General features: G+C 60.0%; 18 protein-coding genes and 1 tRNA gene. 14 read left to right on the top strand and 5 right to left on the bottom strand.

The genetic code is table 11. The features are described 5' to 3' along the window. The first annotated feature begins 13 nt into the window (after positions 1–13). The 11 genes from HGP17_RS25420 to HGP17_RS25370 all read left to right on the top strand — a co-directional run bounded on the left by HGP17_RS25420 (position 14) and on the right by HGP17_RS25370 (position 12,458). Complete coding sequence (locus HGP17_RS25420; RefSeq protein WP_168813259.1) at positions 14–376, top strand: phage tail tube protein; 363 nt, start codon at positions 14–16, stop codon at positions 374–376. Beyond that, complete coding sequence (locus HGP17_RS25415) at positions 373–846, top strand: hypothetical protein (protein ID WP_168813258.1); 474 nt, start codon at positions 373–375, stop codon at positions 844–846. Before HGP17_RS25420 ends, HGP17_RS25415 begins: the two co-directional genes overlap by 4 nt. 134 nt (positions 847–980) lie before the next feature. Further along, a complete protein-coding gene (locus HGP17_RS25410) occupies positions 981–3,857 on the top strand; it encodes a phage tail tape measure protein (protein WP_168813257.1) in 2,877 nt (958 codons plus the stop codon). A 2-nt stretch (positions 3,858–3,859) separates the two neighbouring features. Further along, a complete protein-coding gene (locus HGP17_RS25405) occupies positions 3,860–5,104 on the top strand; it encodes a DNA circularization N-terminal domain-containing protein (RefSeq protein ID WP_168813256.1) in 1,245 nt (414 codons plus the stop codon). Then, positions 5,104–6,336, top strand: a complete 1,233-nt coding sequence (locus tag HGP17_RS25400; protein WP_168813255.1) for a phage baseplate assembly protein — start codon at positions 5,104–5,106, stop codon at positions 6,334–6,336. Before HGP17_RS25405 ends, HGP17_RS25400 begins: the two co-directional genes overlap by 1 nt. After that, positions 6,333–6,848 carry a phage baseplate assembly protein gene (locus HGP17_RS25395; protein WP_168813254.1) on the top strand — a complete coding sequence of 172 codons (516 nt, stop codon included), beginning with the start codon at positions 6,333–6,335 and terminating at the stop codon, positions 6,846–6,848. The genes HGP17_RS25400 and HGP17_RS25395 overlap by 4 nt, the downstream gene beginning before the upstream one ends. Positions 6,849–6,902: 54 nt before the next feature. Next, positions 6,903–7,373, top strand: a complete 471-nt coding sequence (locus HGP17_RS25390; protein WP_168813253.1) for a phage GP46 family protein — start codon at positions 6,903–6,905, stop codon at positions 7,371–7,373. Between the two features lies 1 nt (position 7,374). After that, on the top strand, positions 7,375–8,514 hold the full coding sequence (locus HGP17_RS25385) for a baseplate J/gp47 family protein (protein WP_168813252.1): 1,140 nt from the start codon (positions 7,375–7,377) through the stop codon (positions 8,512–8,514). Beyond that, positions 8,514–9,107, top strand: a complete 594-nt coding sequence (locus HGP17_RS25380; protein ID WP_168813251.1) for a putative phage tail protein — start codon at positions 8,514–8,516, stop codon at positions 9,105–9,107. Before HGP17_RS25385 ends, HGP17_RS25380 begins: the two co-directional genes overlap by 1 nt. A gap of 2 nt (positions 9,108–9,109) precedes the next feature. Next, positions 9,110–11,914, top strand: a complete 2,805-nt coding sequence (locus HGP17_RS25375; RefSeq protein ID WP_168813250.1) for a hypothetical protein — start codon at positions 9,110–9,112, stop codon at positions 11,912–11,914. After that, complete coding sequence (locus HGP17_RS25370; RefSeq protein ID WP_168813249.1) at positions 11,907–12,458, top strand: DUF4376 domain-containing protein; 552 nt, start codon at positions 11,907–11,909, stop codon at positions 12,456–12,458. The genes HGP17_RS25375 and HGP17_RS25370 overlap by 8 nt, the downstream gene beginning before the upstream one ends. A gap of 2 nt (positions 12,459–12,460) precedes the next feature. On the opposite strand, the gene HGP17_RS25365 is transcribed toward HGP17_RS25370, so the two are convergent. Beyond that, entirely contained in the window at positions 12,461–13,642 is a 1,182-nt protein-coding gene (locus tag HGP17_RS25365; RefSeq protein ID WP_168813248.1) for an acyltransferase, read from the bottom strand. 400 nt (positions 13,643–14,042) lie between these two features. Here HGP17_RS25365 and HGP17_RS25360 point away from each other — a divergent pair, with 400 nt between their 5' ends. Then, a complete protein-coding gene (locus tag HGP17_RS25360) occupies positions 14,043–14,216 on the top strand; it encodes a hypothetical protein (RefSeq protein WP_168813247.1) in 174 nt (57 codons plus the stop codon). An 88-nt stretch (positions 14,217–14,304) separates the two neighbouring features. On the opposite strand, the gene HGP17_RS25355 is transcribed toward HGP17_RS25360, so the two are convergent. After that, positions 14,305–14,381: transfer RNA gene (locus HGP17_RS25355), tRNA-His, on the bottom strand. A 223-nt stretch (positions 14,382–14,604) separates the two neighbouring features. Continuing rightward, the gene (locus tag HGP17_RS25350; protein ID WP_168813246.1) at positions 14,605–15,051 is read right to left on the bottom strand and encodes a phasin; all 447 of its coding nucleotides are present in this window, start codon (positions 15,049–15,051) and stop codon (positions 14,605–14,607) included. Positions 15,052–15,273: 222 nt separating this feature from the next. Here HGP17_RS25350 and HGP17_RS25345 point away from each other — a divergent pair, with 222 nt between their 5' ends. After that, positions 15,274–18,873 carry an ATP-binding protein gene (locus tag HGP17_RS25345; protein WP_168813245.1) on the top strand — a complete coding sequence of 1,200 codons (3,600 nt, stop codon included), beginning with the start codon at positions 15,274–15,276 and terminating at the stop codon, positions 18,871–18,873. Between the two features lie 17 nt (positions 18,874–18,890). Here the strand turns inward: HGP17_RS25345 and HGP17_RS25340 are convergent, their stop codons facing one another. Then, complete coding sequence (locus HGP17_RS25340; RefSeq protein WP_168813244.1) at positions 18,891–19,292, bottom strand: GFA family protein; 402 nt, start codon at positions 19,290–19,292, stop codon at positions 18,891–18,893. Positions 19,293–19,401: 109 nt separating this feature from the next. Continuing rightward, positions 19,402–20,292, bottom strand: a complete 891-nt coding sequence (locus HGP17_RS25335; protein ID WP_168813243.1) for a LysR family transcriptional regulator — start codon at positions 20,290–20,292, stop codon at positions 19,402–19,404. Between the two features lie 174 nt (positions 20,293–20,466). On the opposite strand from HGP17_RS25335, the gene HGP17_RS25330 reads away from it, so the two are divergent. Then, positions 20,467–21,363 carry a DMT family transporter gene (locus HGP17_RS25330; RefSeq protein WP_168813242.1) on the top strand — a complete coding sequence of 299 codons (897 nt, stop codon included), beginning with the start codon at positions 20,467–20,469 and terminating at the stop codon, positions 21,361–21,363. The last annotated feature ends 14 nt before the right edge of the window (positions 21,364–21,377 follow it).

The following is a 21,377-nucleotide window of genomic DNA, read 5'->3' as shown; positions in this document are numbered from 1 at the left end:
AAGGAACCAACCTATGCAGGTTTTGGGTATCGTAGACATTGTCTACAAAGGGGTGAACGTCCCCGTCGAAAAAGGCGCGGAAATTCGCCCTGGCGGCATCAAGAACACCTCCGTCACGGTTGGCCGCAAGACCGGCTACGCGCAGGAAGTCCAAGGCTCGCTCGTGACCGGCACCACTGACCTCATCAAGGGTCAAAGCTGGCGCGCGCTCTTCACCTCGGGCGAAGGCGAGCTGCAGGTCCGGTGCGATACCGGCCAGACCTTCATCATTCCCGACGCGTTTTATTCCGGTGACATCCCCACGATTACCGGTGGCGAGGGCGGCAAGATCAAGTTGCAGTGGGAAGGCTCCGAACCTGAGGAAATCATCGGATGAAAACGACGGGCACGAACATCAAGATCGATCTGGACGAAGACGCGGGCAGTCAGACCGAAACCACGATCATCAACGAGGACGGGCCGATCGTACTGACCGGCTCCAATCCGGACATCATCGACGAGGACGCAAATCCACTCGACAAGCTGCCGGCGCACGCCAAGCAGAATAGCGATGGCTCGGTCACGCTGCCGCTCTACTATCCCAAGACCTTGACCACCCAGAAGGGCGGGCAGATCAGGGAGCGCAAGTTCGAAGAGCTGACGTTTCATCGCCTGACCGGCGCTGACCAGCGCGCGATCGCCGCAACCTCAGAAGAGATGATGAGCGTTGTCGCAATCTCACGATCGACCAAGCTCAGCCAGGCCGTCATGAACGCGCTCTACGACAAGATGGATGCGGCTGACATTGGGGACGCCGGGCGGGTGCTCAACCATTTTTTGTCGAATGGCCCGAAGACTGGCAGGTAAAGCTCGGCGCCATCGCTGATGGCACCGGCTTCTCTGCGGCCGAGATCGAGAGCTTCGATATCGGCCGCATAATTTTCTGGTGGAACTGCCTGATGAAATGGCGGGAAAGCATCGCCCCAAAATAGGAGAGCTGAATGTCTGCACGTTCGATGGCCTTGGACGTCCTCGTCCGTTTGAAAGATCAGCTCTCCGGACCTTTGCGCGGCCTGCGCAACCAGCTTCAGAGGATTACCGAGTTTTCCAAGAAGATCGGCCTGATCGGAACCGCGATCGCGACCATCTCCTTCATGGCTCCTATTCAGGAGGCCGCTGCATTCCAGCAAAAGCTTGTCGATATCGCCGCGACCGCCAACTATTCCGGCGAAGCGGCCTTCAAGTTCGTTGACCAGGCCAAGGGCAAGTATGAAGATCTGGCGCTGAAGATCGGCCAGTATTCCGACACGATAGCGGAAGGTGCTGGCCAGATGATCGCAGCCGGCCTCGACGAAAAGCTGGTGGACCAGTCGATCGGCAGCATCGGTCGTGCCGCGACCGCTGCACACGCGCAGTTCTCCGACATGGCAAGCGTTGCCACCTCCATGATGCAGACGCTCAAGGTTCCGGCAAACCAGCTCGACGACAGCATGGCGGCGCTGGTCGTTTCCGGCAAGCAGGGTGCATTCGAGCTTCGCGACATGGCGAAATACTTCCCGACGCTGACCGGCCAGATGGCAAAGCTCGGCGTCACCGGCCGCGAGGCGATCAACTTCCTCGGCGCATCCCTGCAGATCGCCCGCAAGGGCACCTCCGATCCGGCCGAGGCGGCGAACAACCTGAAAAACTTCCTGTCGAAGATCCTCGCCCCTGTGACCATCAAGAACTTCAAGGATGCCGGCGTCGATATCGAGGCGGTCATGAAGGATGCCGCCACCAAGGGCATCAACCCGATCGAAGCCGTCGTGCAGAAGATCAGCAAGTTGACTGGCGCATCGGGCAAGGAAATCGACGGCCTCATGAAGAAGGCGAAGGCCAACGGCATGGAAGGTGCCGAGGCGCTCGGCTACGTGCGCGAACAGCTCGTCAAGCTTCACGGCGCTGGCAAGCTCGGCGATCTCTTTTCCGACATGCAGGTCATGGACTTCCTGATCCCGATGCTTGGCAACATCGACGACTACAAACAGATCAAGGAAGAGGTTGCCAAGGCGACCGGTGGCATGATCGACACCGATTTCAATACGCAGATGCAGGCACTGAACCAGCAGCTCACCATCTTCAAGGAAATCGGCACGCAGGGGACCCGCGAAGTCGGGCTCGCCTTTGGCACCTGGTTGCCAATGATCAATGAAGGCCTGATGGCGGCGCTGAAGTGGCTGCGAGAACTGGACACCGCGACGGGCGGCTGGGTGAAGCAGGGTCTTGCCCTTGCCGGCGTTGGCGTGCTTGCCGCTGCAGCCTTTGGCGCGCTCGGTATCGCCCTGCCAATCATTGGCGCTGGTCTGTCTGCCATCGCCTCATTGATCGGTGTCCTCTTGTCGCCGATCGGCCTGCTCGTCGGCGCGCTGGCTGGCGGCGCGTATCTCGCCTGGAAGAATTGGGACACGGTCGCGCCCTACCTCAACGACGCCTGGACAACGATAAAGGACAGCGCAGCCGCTGCCTGGGAAGGCATCAAAGCCGCATGGCAGGAAGCTACGCCCTATCTCGAAGCCGCGTGGGAAGGCCTGAAGAAAGTCGGTGCGCAGCTTTGGGATGGCATCCGGACAGTGGCCGGCCAGGCGTGGACGAAAATCAAATCGACCTGGGCAACCGTTCAGCCGTATTTCGCCCGCATATGGAACTCCATGAAGCGTGGCGGAACCCAAGCCTGGGAAGCGTTGATCGATGTGGCTCCGCGTCTCTGGTCAAGGCTGAAGTCCGGCTATGCCGCCATCTCGACCGAGGCGATTGGCTATCTGCGTGTGAGTTTGGAGAACGTTCAAAGGCTCTTCAAAGGGTTTATGAAGGGGCTGGATTTCAAGCTCGATCTCTCTGGCCTCACGATCGATGACGCCAAGATCGGGGCCTTGCGCGCGCTCGATGCCGCTCTGGTCGGATTGAAGGCTGCCTATGAAGCCATGAAAGATTTTGCGACTGGGCTTCAGCCTTACATGGAAGGTATCGGCGAAAACCTTGGTGCCACCATCAAGGATCTAATCCGAGTAAACGATGCAGTCGGCCGTGTCGCCGCCGCGTTCGGCCGCTTGATCTCCGCGCTTGGTCAACTTGTGAACGTAGACACATCGTCTGTGACCGGCGTCTTCAAGACACTTGGAGATCTGGTCGGCGGCTCGATCATGGTCGCAACCCTCATAATCAGGAAGCTGGCGGATGGGCTTGCCGCTGTTGCCGAGGCCATCGCCAATTTGGCTGAAGGCAAGAAAGTGGACTGGTCTACGCTCGTCCCGACTGGCGTTGCTGATGCATGGGCGACGGTTTCGCAGAAGTTCGCAGACTTCCTTTCCGCCGCCCGCGCCCTGCCAGGCGAGCTGGCCCAGATCGGCATCGATGCTGGCAACCGCATGGTGCAAGGGATCAAGGATGCGATCGACGGGTTGGTGGAATGGTTCAAGGCCCTTCCGGCTCGCATTCTCGGCGCGATCGGGAAGATCAATCTCTCTGGAGCTTTTAACTTCCCAGGGGGCTTTTCGTTGTCTAGTTGGTCATCTTCGGGGAACACCCCAGCCAACGACAACAGCGTGGAAGGCGCTGTCGAAAAGCTGAAGGATGCCGGGAAGGTCACTCCCCCAGGCCGTCAACCGGCCAGCGACGACGGGCGAGAAAAATCGTTGGATGACTTTCTGAATGGCCCCCCGGCCATCCCAGGCAAGCAGACGATGGCTCCCGCCCAGGGACCGGTAAAGGGTGAAGTTGTGGTGAAGAGCGAAGTGAAGGTCGCTGTTGACGGCCCCGGCCGCGTGGTTAGCCAGACGCCGCAAGCGCCCGTCGCCGTTCCTGTCAACACCAACACCGGCCGCGCGATCGGAAGGGTTTGACGATGTTCGACAGTCTCGATTGGGTCTTGCCCGGTCTTCTTCCGGGTAGCTTTCGCGGCATCCCTTTCCACGTTCCGGACGCAAGCACCGAAGTCGGCCGGCGCGTCGTCGAGTATCTCTTTCCCGGCGTCGATATGCCGGCATATGACGATTTCGGTCTGGCGCCCGCCGTGGTGTCCATCGAGGGGCTGATCGTGGGCGACGATTACGTTGTCCAGGCAGCCGCCCTGGAGGCCGCGTTTCAGGCTCCCGGTCCCGCGACCTTGATACATCCTTGGCGCGGCCCGATGACCGTCATCATGGAACAGCCGGCGCAAATCTCCCTGTCGGCCTCGGAGCTGCGTGTCGTCCGCTTCTCGGCGGCCTTCAAGCGTTTGCCCGCGTTGAGCCTGGGCGTTTCCTTCAGCAGCTCGGCCGGCTTGTCGTCGGCAACCTCGGCGATCCTCGCGGCGGCCTCGTCTGCTATCACCGCTACCACGGCCAACATCTCGGCAGCCCGATCGAAGGCAATCGCCCGCACGACACGAATGGCAGTAGAGCTTGCTGGCACCATAACCGCACCGGCCGGCGCTGCTCGCACAATGCCGCGCATCAAGGCGGCACTCGCAGCGACAACCGCAACCGATCCCGCAAGCTTCGATGCGCAGATGATCGCGGCCGCATCCATTATCGGCCTGGCCGCTCCGGCCCCTGCCGTGTCGCCTGCTGCCGAGGCACTATCGGAAAGCCCGGCCTCGGCACTCAGCCTCATGTCGATCGGCATGAGCTTTGTCGAAGGCTTCAGCACGCAAAGCGCCTCCGCGCCGTCCGATACCGACGCCATGCTGATCTTTGGCGCCGCCTGTCATTTCGTTGGACAGACGGCCGCTCAATCGGCCTATGCCGACTATCAATCGAGCCAGCAGGCACAGGCCTTTCGCGGTCGCGCCACGACTGCAATCGATGCCCTCACTGACATGCTCGAGGCCATCTCCGCGCCGTCCCTGCTCCCGGCAGCTTCATCGTTGCGTCGTGCGGCCCGCGATCTGCAGGCCGCGTTGATTGCCGACATCAACGAGACGATCGGTCGCTTGCCGGCCGTTCTCATATTCCGGCCGGAGCGGCCACTGGATAGCTGGCTGCTGGCACAGCATGTCTTTGGCGATCGACCTTCAGCGATCGAAGCCGCATATGAAGACATCGTCGGCCGCAATCGCCCACGTCATCCCGCCGCGCTGCAGCCAGGCGATATCGAGGTACTGCGCTAATGCAAGCTGTGTATGTCTTGCCTCAGGCCGTTCAATCCCGCATCGTCCTTGTCATTGCCGGCACGCACTATGACCAGTGGACAAGTGCCGAGGTCGTGCGCGACCTGAAAGACTTCTCGGGGTCTTTTCGGTTTGCGCTTTACGATCCGCTGCGTTCGGGCAACACCTTTGCATACGCCAGCACCGGCCCGCTCATCTCTCTGGAGCCGGGACCGGCCGTGGAGATCCTTGTCGATGGCGAGCTGGTTCTGAAGGGGCATATCGAGGACGTGAGCGTCGATATCGACGAAGGGCATGCCTCGGTCGAGATCACCGGCCGCGACAAGACCGGCGACCTGGTGGACAGCGCGGCGCTGACCGATGGACCTGCCGAGTTCAACAACGTCAAGCTCGAAGAGGCGATCAAGCGCATCGCGCAACCGTTTGGCCTCACGGTTCGCTCTGAAGTCGATACCGGCGAGCCGTTCTCCCGCTACTCGCTCGACCTGGCCGAAACCGCTTTCTCAGCTTCGGAGAAAGGCGCACGCTCCCGTCATGCCCTGGTCCTCTCCGATGGCGTCGGGGGCATCGTGATCACGCGCACCGGAGCCAAGCGCGCACCCGACGATCTCACCCTACCCGGAAACGTGCAAAGCTCTTCCCGGCGTTACAGCCATCGCGGCCGCCATTCGAAGACCCACGTTCGAGGCCAGGGCGAGCGCGCTGGGCAGAAGAAGCGCGGCGCTGCCAACCTCGATGTCAGCGCCGAACCGCTCTCTCCGGACGATCGCAAGCCCGGTGATGGTTCGGCGACCGAACAAGAGCGCAAAGGCACGGTGGCATCGGGCGTTTCAGTTGACGAGGAGATCACCCGTCATCGCCCGATCGTGCATCTGGCGCGCAGCAAAGCCGATGGGCAGGCATGCCAGGACGAAGCGGATTGGCGTATGCGCAACTCCCGCACTGAAGGCGAGCAACTGACCTACAAGGTTCAAGGGTTCTCGGCCAACGGTCAGCTCTGGCGCGTCAACGAAATTGCCGCCGTCGATGACGCCTATCAGAACATCAGCCGCGACATGCTGATTTCTCGCGTTGCCAACCGCCATGATGAACGCGGCGCAATCACCGAGTTGAGCATCGTCAGCCCCGAATCTTTCGATAAGAAGGCCGTGGGCAATCGCCGCAAGAATGGCAAGGGCAAGAAGTCGAAGCACAAGGGCGGGCCGCTCGACGGCTCGGCGCAGGCGATATGACCACGAAGGAAACCGCAGACACCATTCGCGGCATGGCGCGCCGTGCCACCGCCAAGAACGTCAATGACGATGGTCAGATGCAGACGGCCAATTTCGAAGTCGCTCCCGGCGTATGGCGCGAAAACGTTGAGATCGCCCAGCCCTACGGTTTCGCTGGTCATGCCGACGAGGACGGCGCTGAGTACCTCCTGATTGCCGTTGGCGGCGATCAGGGCGACTTGATCGCGCTCCCGCTCGGCAATCCGTCGCAGCGCATGGGCAAGTTGCCAGCCAAGCAGGTTGGGATTTACAACGCCGGCGGGGACAGGCTCATGCTGAGACCGGACGGCACGATCGAGATTGCGGCCGGGACTGCGCTCAATGTGAAGATTGGTGGCGTGACGTTCGTGGTGTCCGCTGAGGGTGTGGACATTCAGGGCGGTAAAGTCACGCACAACGGTAAGAACATCGGCTTCGATCATGAGCATAAAGATGTAACGCCAGGGCCGGCGCTGACTGGTCCTCCGGCCTAGCCGCCTGCCAAGGCAGGCATGATGCAGGGTTCGCGCGCGCGTTAGTTTCGCGCCATGTTTTGCGATCTGGCACTTCAATACGATCCCGATAAGCGGCGCTGCGATCTCGTCCTCGACGAGGATTGCGATCTCCTGCTCGACTTCACGCCAGTCCCGGCGATGCTGTTGTCGATCGGCCTTGACCGGCGCGCGGCACCTGACGATCAGCTGCCGGAGGGTCGCTCGCAATTTCTTGCTCCCGCCAGCTTTTCCGAACGTCGTGGCGCTCCCGGTGACGCGCTCGACCCGGCCGGCAATAAGTCCGGTAGCCGCTTGTGGCTGCTCGACCGCGCCAAGGCGACCGATACGACGCGACAGCTTTGCAATTTCTGGCTGGAAGAATGCCTGGCATGGGCCGAGGCAGAGACAGGCGAACCGGCTGCGATATCAGTCGATTGGGTTCGCATGGGCGATACCCCGGTTCTTGGCTATACCGCGCAGGTTCAGGACGCCAGCGTCTCCCTCAGCCGTCGCGTAGGAGGCTAACTTGCCCTGGCCAATCCCGAAAGCATCCGCCATCGCTGCCAAGATCGCCGGCTCTATCGAAGCCGGTCTTCTTCGCTTTCGACCGGAGCTGGATCCTCGTGCTGTATCTCGCGCCGTGCGCTCGGAAAAAGGCGTCTTCTCGCAGATCGGCCGAGCGCTCTCATTGGAGTTGCGCGAAGCTCACGACCATATCGCCTGGTGGGGACGGCAGTATTTCGTCGATACCGCAGAAGACGAGTTCGTTTTGCGGCACGCAAACATCTGGAACGTCCCGCAGCGTGGTGCGACCAAAGCCATTGGTCGTGTCGTCATCGTAGGCGTCGCCGGCACGCCACTTCCGGCCGGCCTGCTCCTCGCCGCGTCTAACAGCGTCCAGTATGTCACGACCGCGCCGGCAACCATCGATGCTGGAGGCAGCATTGAAGTCGGGGCAACCGCTGTCCTGGGCGGCACGATTGGCAATCTGGAAGCCGGCGTGCTTCTTGCCACCGTGACCGCGCAGCCGGCCGTGTCAAAGATCACTGTTTCCGCTGCCTTCGTGGGCGGCGCTGAAGAAGAAACGCCCGAGGAGCTGCAGGTCGCCACACTGCAGCGTATCCGCCAACCACCCCACGGCGGCGCGGCCTTCGACTATTCGACGTGGGTTCGCGATCAGTTCCCGGTCAAGGCTGTCGGCGTTGTCCCTGGCTGGATCGGCCGAGGTTCGGTCGGCGTCGTCGTTGTCATGAAGAATGACGACGGCTCACCGCGCGCGCCTTCGGCCGACGAGGTTGCCGCAATCCTCTCCTATCTCGGCGCGCCTGGCAGCCAGACCGGCGTCCGACCTGTGACGGCGAATGTCGTCGTGGTTCCCGGTGTCCTTCGCACGCTGACAATCAGCGTACGCCTTCGTCCGGACACGCTTTCAACCCGCGCCGCAGTCGCCGACGCCTGGCGGCGCTTCGTCGCCACGATCGGCGACGATGACGACGATCAGAACGCAAGCCCGATCGGCGCAACGATCGAGCCTTCGCGTATCTCCGAAGCGATCTCGGCCGCCAGTGGTGAGTACGCGCACGACCTTCTTTCACCGCTCGCCCGCTTCACCCTTGATCGCACCGAATACCCGATCGCAGGTGATCCCCTGTTCGAGGCAAGCTGATGGCGCGTTCGGTTACGACGGTCCTTGCCAGCATCATCGGTAAGCTCGCGCCTGGGTGGGCGCTGGGCTTTCGCGACGGCATTCTCGATACGGTGCTTTCCTCCGGTGCGGAACGAATTGCCGAGGCCGAGGCAGAAGCTGAAGCACTCATGGTTGAGACCGACCCGCGCTCGGCCGTCAACCTTCTCTCTGACTTCGAGCGTGTTCTCGGTCCCGATCCGTGCGGCCGAGATCTCGATCCGCTTTCGCTCGAAGACAGGCAGCGCCTGGCGCATCAGCGCTGGACCGCGACGGGCGGGCAATCCATCCCTTACATGGTCTCGGTCGCACAGAAGCTCGGCGTTCCGATCACGATCGAAGAGTTCTGGCCTTCCGTCGCGGGGCGGTTGCGCGCCGGCCAGCGGCTCCGCCCGCAAGGGTCTCAATTCGTCTACCGCGTGAACATCCCTGGCCTCATCACCGTCGTCAACTTTCGCGCCGGCGCAAGCGTCGCCGGTAATCGGCTTGGCACGTTCAAACTTTCCAACATCGAATGTGAGTTGCGCCGGATACGACCGGGGCACACCGACATCGTCTTCAAATACGGAGCCTGAATATGGACCGCATCAATGGTGCTGATTTCGTCGATCTCGGTGGCGGCAAGCGCGGTTTCCGCGACGAGGACTTGCCGACCGGTACGCCTGGTACCGAGGTGACGGCCGACTGGCTTAACTCCGCCCAGGAAGAAATCCTCGGTATCATCGAGACGAGCGGCATTGTCCCAAGCGCCGCCGATCGCGGCCAGCTCGGCAAAGCCATCCAGTCCGGCCGGCTGAACTATGTCGTAGGCGGCGGAACCGCCAATGCGCTGACGGGGACGCTCACGCCCGCACCCAGCGCCTACACGGCGGGCATGCGCGTCAACTTGAAGGTGGCCACCGCAAATACGGGTGCGGCAACGCTTAATCTCAACGGCCTCGGCATAAAGAACATTGTCGCATCCGATGGCAGCGCTCTTGCTGCGGGCGACCTGATCGGCATTGTAAGTCTTGTCTACGATGGTGCTTCCTTCGTTCTCGACACGCTCGCCATAGCGTCGGAAACTGTGCGTGGCATAGTCAAGCTGGCTTCGGCAGTAGACGCAGCGGCGGGCGTTGATCTCACAAGACCGGTTTCGTCAGGGAGGATGGCAACAGCAGTCCAGCGGGGAGCTTGGAATTTTGCTGTTGCCGGAGGCACGGCGAACGCCCTCACGGCTACATTGTCTCCGGCCCCTACGGCTTATTCCAATGGACTAGCGGTCAATCTCAACGTTACCGTTCCAAATACCGGCGCAGCCACTCTAAATGTCAATGGCTTGGGTGCCGTTCAGATCCTCCACAGCGACGGCAATCCCTTAACCGCTAACGAATTGGCGGGCATCGTCACACTGGTATATGCATCCGGCGTATTCATTTTAGTAAATACGATCATAGCCAATGAGGTTGTGCGTGGCGTTGTCGAGCTGGCATCAGCGACAGAGACGGCGGCTGGCACGGATTTGACTAGGCCGGCTTCCGTTGGCCGGATGGCTTCCACAGCGCAGTCCGGTTCTTGGAATTGGGCTGTACCGGGCGGAACGGCGAATGCCTTAACCGCGACGCTCACACCCGCGCCAACCGCCTACACGGCAGGTTTGATCGTCTGCACTTACATCAACACGCCAAACACCGGGCCGGCGACACTGAACGTCAATGGTCTTGGCGCGAAGAATATCCTCTATTCCGATTGGAGCCCGCTGGTTGCCAACGATTTGTACGGGATCGTTACCCTCATCTATGACGGTGTCAGCTTCGTTCTGCTGAAATTCTCCCCTGCGTCAGAGACCAACAAAGGCGTTGTCGAGCTGGCGTCGGCTGCGGAGGCTACCGCTGGAACAGATCTGATCCGCCCCGCGTCGGTTGCCCGAATGGCGAACGCGGTTCAGTCTGGGTCTTGGACAGTTGGCAACACGGCTGGTCCTGCGAATACCTATACCGCCAGCCTGGTGCCCGCTCCGCCCGCATACACCTGGGGAATGATCGTCAACCTGTGGTTCGGGACTGCAAACACAGGTCCCTCCACTCTCAATCTGAACGGTCTCGGGGCGCTTCCTATTTTGAGCGGCGACGGTATTGCCGTGGTCGCCAATGACCTTGGCGGCAACGTCACTCTGGTATGTGCCGGCTCCGCATTCCTTATCCTCAGCACGACGCCGGCAAGCGAGTTTCGTCGAGGACTTGTCGAGCTGGCTTCAGCCGCTGAAACGGCTGCAGGCGCCGATCAAACCCGGCCGGCTTCAGTCGCGCGAATGTCCTCAGCCGTGCAGGCAAGCAAATGGGGTTACGCCGCAGCGGGCGGCACGGCGGCGGCGTACACGGCCGTTCTCACGCCCGCGCCGGCATCCTACGCCGATCTGAAAAGCATCATCTTCAAGGCTCCAGCGTACGGCAACCTTGCCGGCGCGACCTTGAACGTGAATGGCTTGGGCGCGCTTCCAATCGTAAACCCCGTTGGTGCGCCCGTTGCGCTCAACGACCTTCCAGCTAACGCGCTGGTGTTCCTGCTGTGTGACGGCGCTCGGTTCTACACGGCCGGGATCGTTCCTTCTCAGGTTCGGGTGAAGCTCACGGCAGACACGACGTTCTACATCAGACCCGATGGCAACGATGCCAATACGGGATTGGACAACACTGCAGCTGCGGCATTTAAAACCCTTCAAGGCGGCTGGACCGCGATCAAATCGCGCTACGATACGGCTGGCTACGCCGTAACGATCCAGTTGGGTGTTGCAGGGACCTATGAGGGTGCCAGCTTCGATGCTGCATCGAGTGTGGTAACGGTGCGTGGTGATCCGGCCAATCAAGATGCCTATGTAATCAATACCCAAGCCGGAAAAATCTGGAGCATTCGCTGCGCCATGTACAGCGTGACGCTGGACGGTGTGAAGGTTACAAAATCGACCGTCGGTGTATACGACATCTACACCAATTTTGGTGGGCAAGTTAACATCCAGAACGTTACGCTTGAGGCTACCGGCGCGGCCGTGGGCGGCGGCCAATATCACTCATATACCCTGAACGGCGGCAGTATCGGCATAACCGGCCCAATCAAAATCATTGGGACTTGCTCATCACCGTTCCTTGTACAGAGCTTTGGGGTAATCGGTGTCTCTGGTGGCACTCAAACAGTCACGCTTTCAGGAACGCCCTTCTTTCAGGTGGGCTTCGTGAATTGTTCTCAGGCGAGGGCGGAAATTGGCGCTCTGGCTTTTGCCGGCGCGGCCACCGGACCCCGTTATTCAGTCACCGAAAATGGTGTCATCAACGTTGCGGGCCAAGGCGCAAATTTCCTTCCGGGTAACACCGCCGGAAGTCAATCTTCAGGAGGACAGTATGTTTGACCCGTTGAATTGCTATTGGCTGTCAGATGATGGACGGATCTTCGCTAGTGCGAGTTCGTCAATCGTCTCAAAGAAAGATGCCCAGTACAAAGCGTGGCTGGCGGTGGGCAACACGCCATCTAAGTGGCCGCTCGATGATAACGGTAATCAGACGGACGCTTCGCTTCAGGCTGTTATCGGGGGATACAATCTTTATCTCGATTTACCCGCCTATGCGGCTGCGAAACGGTACTCTCTGGAAACGGGAGGGTTCAGCTTTAAAGGCCATCCGATTGCCACAGATGCCACCAGCCAGAGCAAAATTGGTAACGTCGCGCTCGCGGCAAACATCGTAGGGTCGGGGTTCTCAACGAGCTTCAAATGCTCGGACGGATCATTTTTTACCTTGGATCAGACGGACGCATTGTCCATGGCAACGGCAATCATGAATTTCATAAGTGCCTGCTTCGATGCTGAAGCCGGAGTTGCGCTAGGGATCACGAATGGCACGATTAAAACGCTCAGCGATGTTGACACGGCAACGTGGCCTTCGAACGTCTTATGATATCAAGCGGCTTTTTTGGCACCCGCGACTATCTGAGGATCACTGTATCTAGGTTTACGGTTTTGGCCCCAGCGCTCTAAGTTATAGCTGAGAACACCAAGCAAAAAAGCCACGGCGATGTTGAGGGTGACATCGCCGAGGAGACCAGAAAAACTAGTCCATTTTGAATCGGAAGTTCCGAGCCAGAACGCGCGAAACTGGGCAGATATCAAACCGCTGAACAGAAGGTGCCAAACGTAAAGGCTGTAACTGATCGTCCCGATCCAAACGATGGCTGGCCGCGAGAGCAAAGCCTGAAGCCAAACGGGAGCTGTTTGCCGAAATAGAGATCCAACCAGACAGCCGGACGATATGGCTAGTAGCGAGTAGCCGTAAATCTGGACGGTTGGATCAGCCTTATGCCACTCCTCGCTACTGGCTAGATACGCGAGTGCCAAGATGCCAGTTGTTGGGAATATCAAATTCATCAGAACATCGGTCCGCTGAGTAAGGCCGCCCTCGTGATGGCGCAGAGCGATCAGCGCTGCGACAATGAACGCGTCTAGGCGGAACGGGGTGAGCGAATAAATGGTGTTCGGCTGAAGCCCGTATAGGAGAGCCACGCCCCTTGCTAGCGGCGCCAAAATAACAACCGCCAGCATCAAACTCTTAAGCGGTAGACGGTGTCTGAAAACGAGGAGCCACGGCCATGCGAAGTAAAACTGCATCTCAACAGCTAGCGACCAAAAGTGCGTTATTGAGATCATGGGGTCTTGCATAGGCACCCCAATGACAATGCCAATATTCGAGAGGTGCAATAGAAGAAACGGAATTGCCCGTGCGTAGCCCGCTGTGGTGGCCAGCCCCAGGATAAGACATATCGAGAATACAAAAACTGCGAGATAATAGACTGGAAACAGCCTTAACGCTCTTCGCCGCCAAAATGTGAAAACGTCCGTTGGCTTTCGGACGGATGACAATATCGAACTCGTTACCACAAATCCGGAAATCGCAAAAAACAGGTCCACGCCTACCCAGCCGACGTTAGCGAGATGTAGGAGTGCATGGCCAGGCGTCACGCCGGATAGAATGTCGTTCCGGTAGACCGAAACGTAGTGAAAGATAAGAACGGCTAGCACTGCGACGCCACGTAGGCCTTGGATGCTTAGATTTTGACCTGATGACACATTCGCTAAGGATTTCATGGTCGCCTCGAAGCTCCTTCCGTGGGAACTTTTAGGGTTTTATCGAATGTGTCATGGGCTTGCAACGAAGTGTCGGCCACTCAGCGCAGGGCTTCAAATCTGTCTCAAAGCGCATTCGAAGCACGTTTGGATGGAGGTGGCGCACTTACGGATGGCAATTTACATCGCCCGATTTGGCATAGCCGACGTGGGGGCAAAAGAGTAGGAAAAATGGAAGAGCTAGACCGTGAGGTAGGTTGTAATGAAAGTGACTAGGGGAGAGACCGCCACGACCGCAGTCCTCGCGGCATCGGCGCTGTTCGCGTGGACCTCAGCGGCTCACGCATCTGATATCGTAGAAGGACAGGTGCGCTCAGCCCTAGTAGTAGAGTGGGCTATGGGGAACTGCGATCAGTCTCAAATGCCGGCCATGACGGCTATGGTCGCGGCGATGACGCTCAACGGAGCCAACATCGGAACGGTCGAAAGGTTGCGGGCCGAATTGAAAGCACGCTTTGCCGAACGCAAGATCGACATCGCTGAAGTCTGTAAGGGCGTCCTAGGATCAATCGGGCAGGTAATCCCGCAGAAATAGAAATTCCGGTTTACCGTGTCAAAATTCCGGAAAGTCGCGTCCGGCTACACTCAGGCAGCCATGCATACCACAGATATCAAGGGGGAAATGGTACGGTTGGGGGGTCTCGAACCTCCGACCTCAGGTGCCACAAACCTGCGCTCTAACCAACTGAGCTACAACCGCACTTGCTCGCGTCGCCGCGAACGGGGGTGACATACGAGGACTTTAAAACTATTTCAAGTCCTATCTACCCGCAATATGAAAAAGCTTCGAAGATATCCAAACGATGATGTGCGCCGACAATCGGTTTTCCCGGCGCAGCAGCCTGCTCATATGAAAAGTCCCGCCTTCAGGGTTTTCACCTGAAAACGGGACATTCGTGCCTTGGGAGGCTATCGTGAAAATATCAGGCCTTGAAAGAGGCCATTGCCTTTTCAGCGGCGTCCTTGGCAGGCTTTGCCAGCTTTTCGGCGACCTTCTTGGTCGTGTCCTGGATGGACTTGGCCTGTTCGACGGTCACTTCGGCCTGCTTGCGGATGAAAGCGGTCTGAAGCTCGAAGAGTTCGGCAACGGACTTGACGCGAAGCAGGGCTTCCATGTGCGCCAGCGAGCTTTCGGCATTGGTGCGCAGGACGTCGATGGCCTTGAGGCCGATTTCAACGGAACCAGCCTGTGCGGTCTGCACGGTTGCTTCAACCGTCTTGCCTGCTTCTTCGGTGGCAGCCTTCATCTTGGCGAAGGCTTCCTTGGACTGCGTAGCGCCCTTTTCGGCGAAGTCGCGGAAGGATTCGGAGAACTTGGACGGGTCGAATGCAGCCGTTGAAAAAACGTCGTCTTTCTTTACAGTAGCCATGATTACGCTCCTTAGGGGGGCCTCCCGGAGGCACCAGTCGTTAAAGTTTGTGAGGCTTATATAATATAAAGAATTGTGCATTGCAACATAATTTTGCACCGCACAACGCGTTAACCTTTCCGGCCGAAAGATGGGCGCTTCGCTGGACCGGAGAGCGGGGCGCCGTTATTAATAAATCATTAAAGCAAGAGAGGCGCTCACGCCCGCAAAACAGGTTGGAATATGCCCGCAATTCAATATCCGTTCATTGACATTGCCGTGCACCCGCGCGTTCGGGAACGCTTTGCCCGTGGCGAGGCCATGGTGATGTTTTCGACCGGCATGGATCGCGTGCTCTGGGCCAATGGCGCCGGCGCCAACCTCTTCGGCTATGATGTCATCTATGATTTTCTCGATCAGGGGCCAAAGCCCGGCGACGTCTCGTTTCGCCAGATCGAGGCCACCGCGCGCGGCCTTGGCACGATCGGCGATCAGCGCACATTCCTGATCCGCATGGCCTCGGGCTTTCAGCGCGCCGTCGTCAATGCGGCCGTCGAACTTATCCGCATCCAGGCGGGTGAAGAAGCGGTGCTTTTTTCCTCTCCCGTCTCCTCCAAGCCGATGACCCCGGCCGAATGTGCAAGGCGGATGATCGACGGCTTCGATGATCCCGATACCCATATGGCCGTTATCGGCCGCGACGGTGAAATCGTTGCGTCCTCTGCCCGTTTCCGCATGCTGGACATCACCCCGCAGACGTCGCGGATGCTGACGACGATGGCCGGCGCGCACTCGGATCGTCTGATCAAGCGGCCGATCCCGACCGGTCGTGGCTATCTGCCCGCCGCCATCGGCAAACTGTCGGAAATCCCGGCGCTGCATCTGCTCTTCGTTGTTGAAACCGTGCTTGGCCATCTCGATCCGACGGAAACTCTGCCGGCCGAAGCGCCGCAGGTTTCGGCGGAACCGCAGACAGAAGAGACCCGCGAAGAGCTCGAGGCCGCGGCGGCTGATGACACGCCGAAGACCGCTCCTTCAGCGCTGTCCGGTGATGTCATCGATACAGTTGCGCATATCGAGGAACTGGACGAGACGCCCGAGTATCAGGCAGACGAACAACCCGAGGCAGCCTTGACCGCAGCCGATGGAGGCGAGCCTGCCCCGGAACCGGCGCCAGCAGATATTGTCGAAGAAACCCATACGGAAGCGCCTTCCGACGATCAGGCATCCGATGTCGTGACGGAAGACGAGGCGCCTGTGGCCGATGTTCACGCCGAGACGCCGCCGGAACAGACGGAGCCTGAAACGGCTGATATCTCGGACCATCCTTCGGACGGATTTGTTTTCCAGCGAAACGGTCGCGCGACCCGATTCGTCTGGAAGATCGATGCTGCCGGCCACTTCAGCGAAGTCTCGCGTGAGTTTGCCGAGGCTGTCGGCCCCCAGGCAGCGCAGATCGCCGGCGATGCCTTCTCCGATGTCGCCCGGCGTTTCAATCTCGATCCCGACGGCAAGATCGCGGAATTGCTGGCGCGACGCGACACCTGGTCCGGCCGCACAATCTATTGGCCAGTCGAGGGCACGGCGCTGATGGTGCCAGTGGATCTGGCAGCACTGCCGACCTATACCCGCAGCCGCGAATTCGACGGCTTCAGAGGCTTCGGCGTCGTGCGCCTCGCCGATGCCATCGAAGATCCGGCACGGCGCGGCATGTCGCTGGACACGCAGGCCAGCCCCGATGCCCCGACCGAGCCCTCCGCCCCATCGGTGGATGCGGAAGCTGTCGACGCCGCAGAGACGGATATCGAAGAGGAACATGCATCCGCGGCCGAAAGCCACGAAGAAGCCCCGGTCGAGCCGGATTCCACGTCTGCCGAGCCGCCGGTGCTGCGCATCGTCGAGACGCCGAACCGCCGGGAAACGGACAAGGTCATTCGGCTGCATGAACACCGGACGCTGACGCAGGCCGGCCTTTCGCTCAGCGAACAGGCTGCCTTCCGCGAGATCGCCCGGCAGCTCGAACCCTTTGGCAAGCGCAGCGAACTGCCCGCCGAGCAGCCTTCGGTCGAAGCGCCCACAGATAATGCAGATGTCGCCCCACAGGCAAATGCGGCGGACGAAATCCTTTCCGATGCCCATGACGCGGCGACGGAACACGATCGTCACGATAACCGGCAGGACGAGACATCGCAGGCCGAAGAAGCCATAGAGGTCGATGACCGCGCGAAAGCGGATGACAACGACCTTATGGAATCGCCGATCGCCTCCGCAGAGCCGGAAGAAGATTTCGATCCGCTCGACGCTCTGAGCGCCGCCATTCCGCCGCGTGTGAAAATGCGCACCGGACTGTCGTCCGATATCGTCGATCAGCTGCCGCTCGCCATACTCATTCATGCTGGCGACCGGCTGATCCATGGCAATGTAGAATTCCTGCGGCTCACCGGTTACGAGAGCCTTGCGGATCTCGAACAGGTTGGCGGCCTGGACGCGCTGCTGCAGCGGAACGACCTGGAAGACAAGACCGAGCAGCCCGGCACGATGATGGTGGTGCGCGCCGACGATGCACTTGTGCCGGTCACCGCGCGACTGCAGTCGATCCGCTGGGAAGACGGGACCGCCTTGATGCTGGCATTGATGCCCGCGGAAAAGGCTGCCGCTCAGCCTTCACCGGAGCCCGTCTCGGAGGAAGCGCGCCCGGAGCGCATTCTCGAAAAAGTCGCCAAGCTGCAGGTGGAGATCGAGGAGCTTCGTTCGACGCTGGAAACGGCGACCGACGGCGTCATCATCGTCGGACAGGATGGCGAAATCCGTTCCATGAACCGCTCGGCAAGCGCGCTGTTCAATTATGACGACCAGGAAATTCGCGGCAAACCTTTCGTCACGCTATTTGCGCATGAGAGCCAGAAGGCAGTCCTCGACTATCTCGGCGGCCTGTCGGGCCATGGTGTTGCCAGCGTGCTCAACGACGGCCGCGAGGTGATCGGCCGCGAGGCGTCCGGCGGCTTCGTCCCGCTGTTCATGACCATGGGTCGGCTGAATTCCTCCAACGGTTATTGCGCCGTCATCCGTGACATCACGCAATGGAAGCGCACCGAGGAAGAACTGCGTAATGCCAAGCGCGCGGCGGAAACGGCCAATGCCCACAAGACGGACTTTCTGGCCCGCGTGAGCCATGAAATCCGCACGCCGCTTAACGCCATCATCGGCTTTTCCGACATGATGGCCGGCGAGCGCTTCGGGCCGATCGGCCATTCGCGCTATGTCGAATATGCGACCGACATCGGCCGCTCCGGCCGCCATGTGCTCGACATCGTCAACGATCTCCTCGACATCTCGAAGATCGAGGCCGGCGAGATGGATCTCGACTTCGCCTCCGTCGGTCTGAACGAAGCGATCACCGAAGCCGTGTCACTGGTGCAGCCGCAGGCCAATAGCCAGCGCGTCATTATCCGCACGGCGCTCTCGCAAGCGGTGCCCAACGTCGTGGCCGATCTGCGCTCGATCAAGCAGATCGCGTTGAATATCCTCTCCAACGCCATCCGCTTCACCCCGTCGGGCGGCCAGATCGTCGTGTCGACCTCCTACGAGGGCAATGGCAGCGTCGTGATGCGTATCCGGGATACGGGCGTCGGCATGACGCGCTCGGAACTCGAGCAGGCGATGAAGCCTTTCCGGCAGGTGGCAGCCAATAGCCGCAAGCGCGGCGACGGCACCGGCCTCGGTCTGCCGCTCACCAAAGCGATGGTCGACGCCAACCGGGCAACCTTCTCGATCAATTCCTCGCCCAACGAGGGAACGCTGGTCGAAATCACTTTCCCGTCGCCGAGGGTGCTGGCAAACTGAACTGAGAGGCCTGCGCCTCAGAACCAGAGATCGCGCACGCATCGACCCTTCGATGGCAGATCTTCAAAGCTGTCCAGTCCGTCAAAATGATCGATCGGCAGGTCGGCGACCAGATCCGGCTGCGCCAGCCGCATATTGACGGCCATGCGTCGACGGCCGTCTTTCTCGAGCCGCAGGCCGCGCCAGCTCAAGACGCCGGCACAGGATGGGCAGAACAGGATTTCCAGAGGGGAAACGTCCCTGCCGGCGCGGGTGTAGGAAGACGGTTCTCCCGTGACGGCAACACGCTCTCCCTCGAAATCGTAGGCCCACAGCGCACCATAGCGTCGACAGAGCGTGCAATTGCAAGCCGTGATCGAGCCCGGATAGCCCTCAAGCGTCCAGCCGGTTTTTCCGCAGTGACATGAGCCGATCAGCATGCAGCGAGCCCCCTCTCTTGCCTGTCCCAATTGCGCATTCTGCCCTAGTCATTCAGAGCGTGCAAATCCGCCGGGCTCAAGCAATCCGATAAGCGTGGAATGGCGCCCGTCAACTCACCAAAGCCAACCCGCCATAGCGGCTGATTTCGCTCTCGATCTCGGCGACAAGCGTATCGAGCGCGGGATTCCTGGCCTTGCGGCCGCGGCGCACCACGTAGGCCAAGTCAGGTGGGACAGGGAGACCTTGACTGATGATCTCCATGTCCGGCTGCAGGTGTCGGCCGTTCAGCAGCGCGACACCGAGACCCGCACTGACGGCGGCGATAATCCCGGCCGAGCTCGTGCACTCGAACACGGTTTCCAGAACGACGCCGCCATCCTGTCCGATGTCGAGCGCCCAGCGGCGATAGAAGCATTCCTCGTCAAATGACAGAAAGGGTATCGGAGCGTCCGGAGCCATGCTCAGGTCGGGATGTTTGACCCAATGAAGCTGCTCCCGAAAAAGAACAACGTCCGTCGGGCGGACGTCATGGGTGAAAACCTGGATAATAGCCGCGTCGAGCTCCCCCCGATCCAGCATGCCGCGCAGGATGAGGCTCATGCGGACCTTGGTGCGAACGGAGACATGCGGGTGCAGACGACGGAAACGTCCCAGGATACGCGCAAGATCGGAACAGGTCGTATCTTCGGTCAGCCCAAGGGCGACGCGGCCGGCGAGCGATGTTTTCGACAGGCTCAGCAACGCCTCGTCGTGCAGACCGAGAATGCGCCCGGCATACTCCAGCAAATCCTCCCCTGCCGCGGTGAACATCGATCCTCCCGGCCGGCGGTTCAAGAGATCGCAATCGAGGTTCGTCTCAAGCCGCTTGATCTTGTGGCTGACGGCCGATTGCGAGAGGCCCAGCGCTTCCGCAGCGCGGGTGATGCCGCCGTGATGGCGGATCGCCAACAAGGCGCGCAGGGCATCGATTTCCAAACGTCGGCTCGTCAATTCGTTCATGGCAAACCCGGTTGCGATAATGGTCTGAAGGGGAGAATGCACATCGAGGCAGTTTTTGGCAAATAAACATGAGCATGAAGACTGAAATGTCATGCGGCCATCGATATTTGTCATGTGCCATGACGCTGATGCTCGCCTATGGCTAAAGCAGACGACACCGCATCGAGATGCCTGATGACCGACCACAGCTTATCCCAACCCGCGCCGAATGAACGCCGTTTCCTATGGCCCTTGATGGCGACACTGCTGATCTTCAGCTGGAGTTCGGGCTTCATCGGCATTCGATATGCAAGCCAGGAGGCCAGCGTCATGCTGGTGTTGTTCTGGCGCACGCTTCTATCGGGCTTGATCTTGCTGCCTTTCGCCCTGACGATCGGGCCAAGGCTGCGGCTGCGCGCGATCGGCGAGCATATGCTGTTCGGCGTGATGTCGGTCTTCCTTTATCTCGGCGGCTTCGCGCTCGCGATCGAGCAGCGGGTGCCGACGGGGCTGGTGGCGCTGATTTCCGATCTTCTGCCACTGGCGATCGCCGCACTTTCACAACCGGTCCTTGGCGAACGATTGAGCCGCCGCCAATGGCTGGGAACGGCGATCGCAGTCGCAGGCGTGCTGATCGTATCGGTCGATAGCCTCAGCTTCGGCTCGGCTCCGATCTGGGCCTATGGGGTCACAGTCGGATCAATGCTGATCTTTGCCTTCGCCTCGGTCCTGCACAAGCGAAGGCGCACCGCACATCTGCCCGTTCACCAAAGCCTTTGCATCCATACGCTGACGGGCGCACTTCTCTTCGGTGTCTGCGCGATGATGCAGGGCAATCTTGCGCCGCCACTGACAACAGGCTTTGCGATTGGCATGATATGGCTGATCCTGATCGCGACCTTTACCGCCTATTCGGTCTATTACACCAGCCTTCGGCTGTTCCCGGTGGCGCAAGTCAGCGCGGCTATCTATCTCAGCCCACCAGTGACCATGCTCTGGGCTTGGGCTCTTTTTTCCGAACCGCTGACGACCGCGATGTTCTTGGGGCTTGGAGTAACGCTGGTGGGTGTCTGGCTGACTTCCAGGAGATAAAGCGGCAGCGTCTG

Source organism: Rhizobium sp. P38BS-XIX (assembly GCF_012641435.1).
GTDB lineage: Bacteria > Pseudomonadota > Alphaproteobacteria > Rhizobiales > Rhizobiaceae > Rhizobium.
This window is presented reverse-complemented; position numbering and strand designations above follow the sequence as displayed.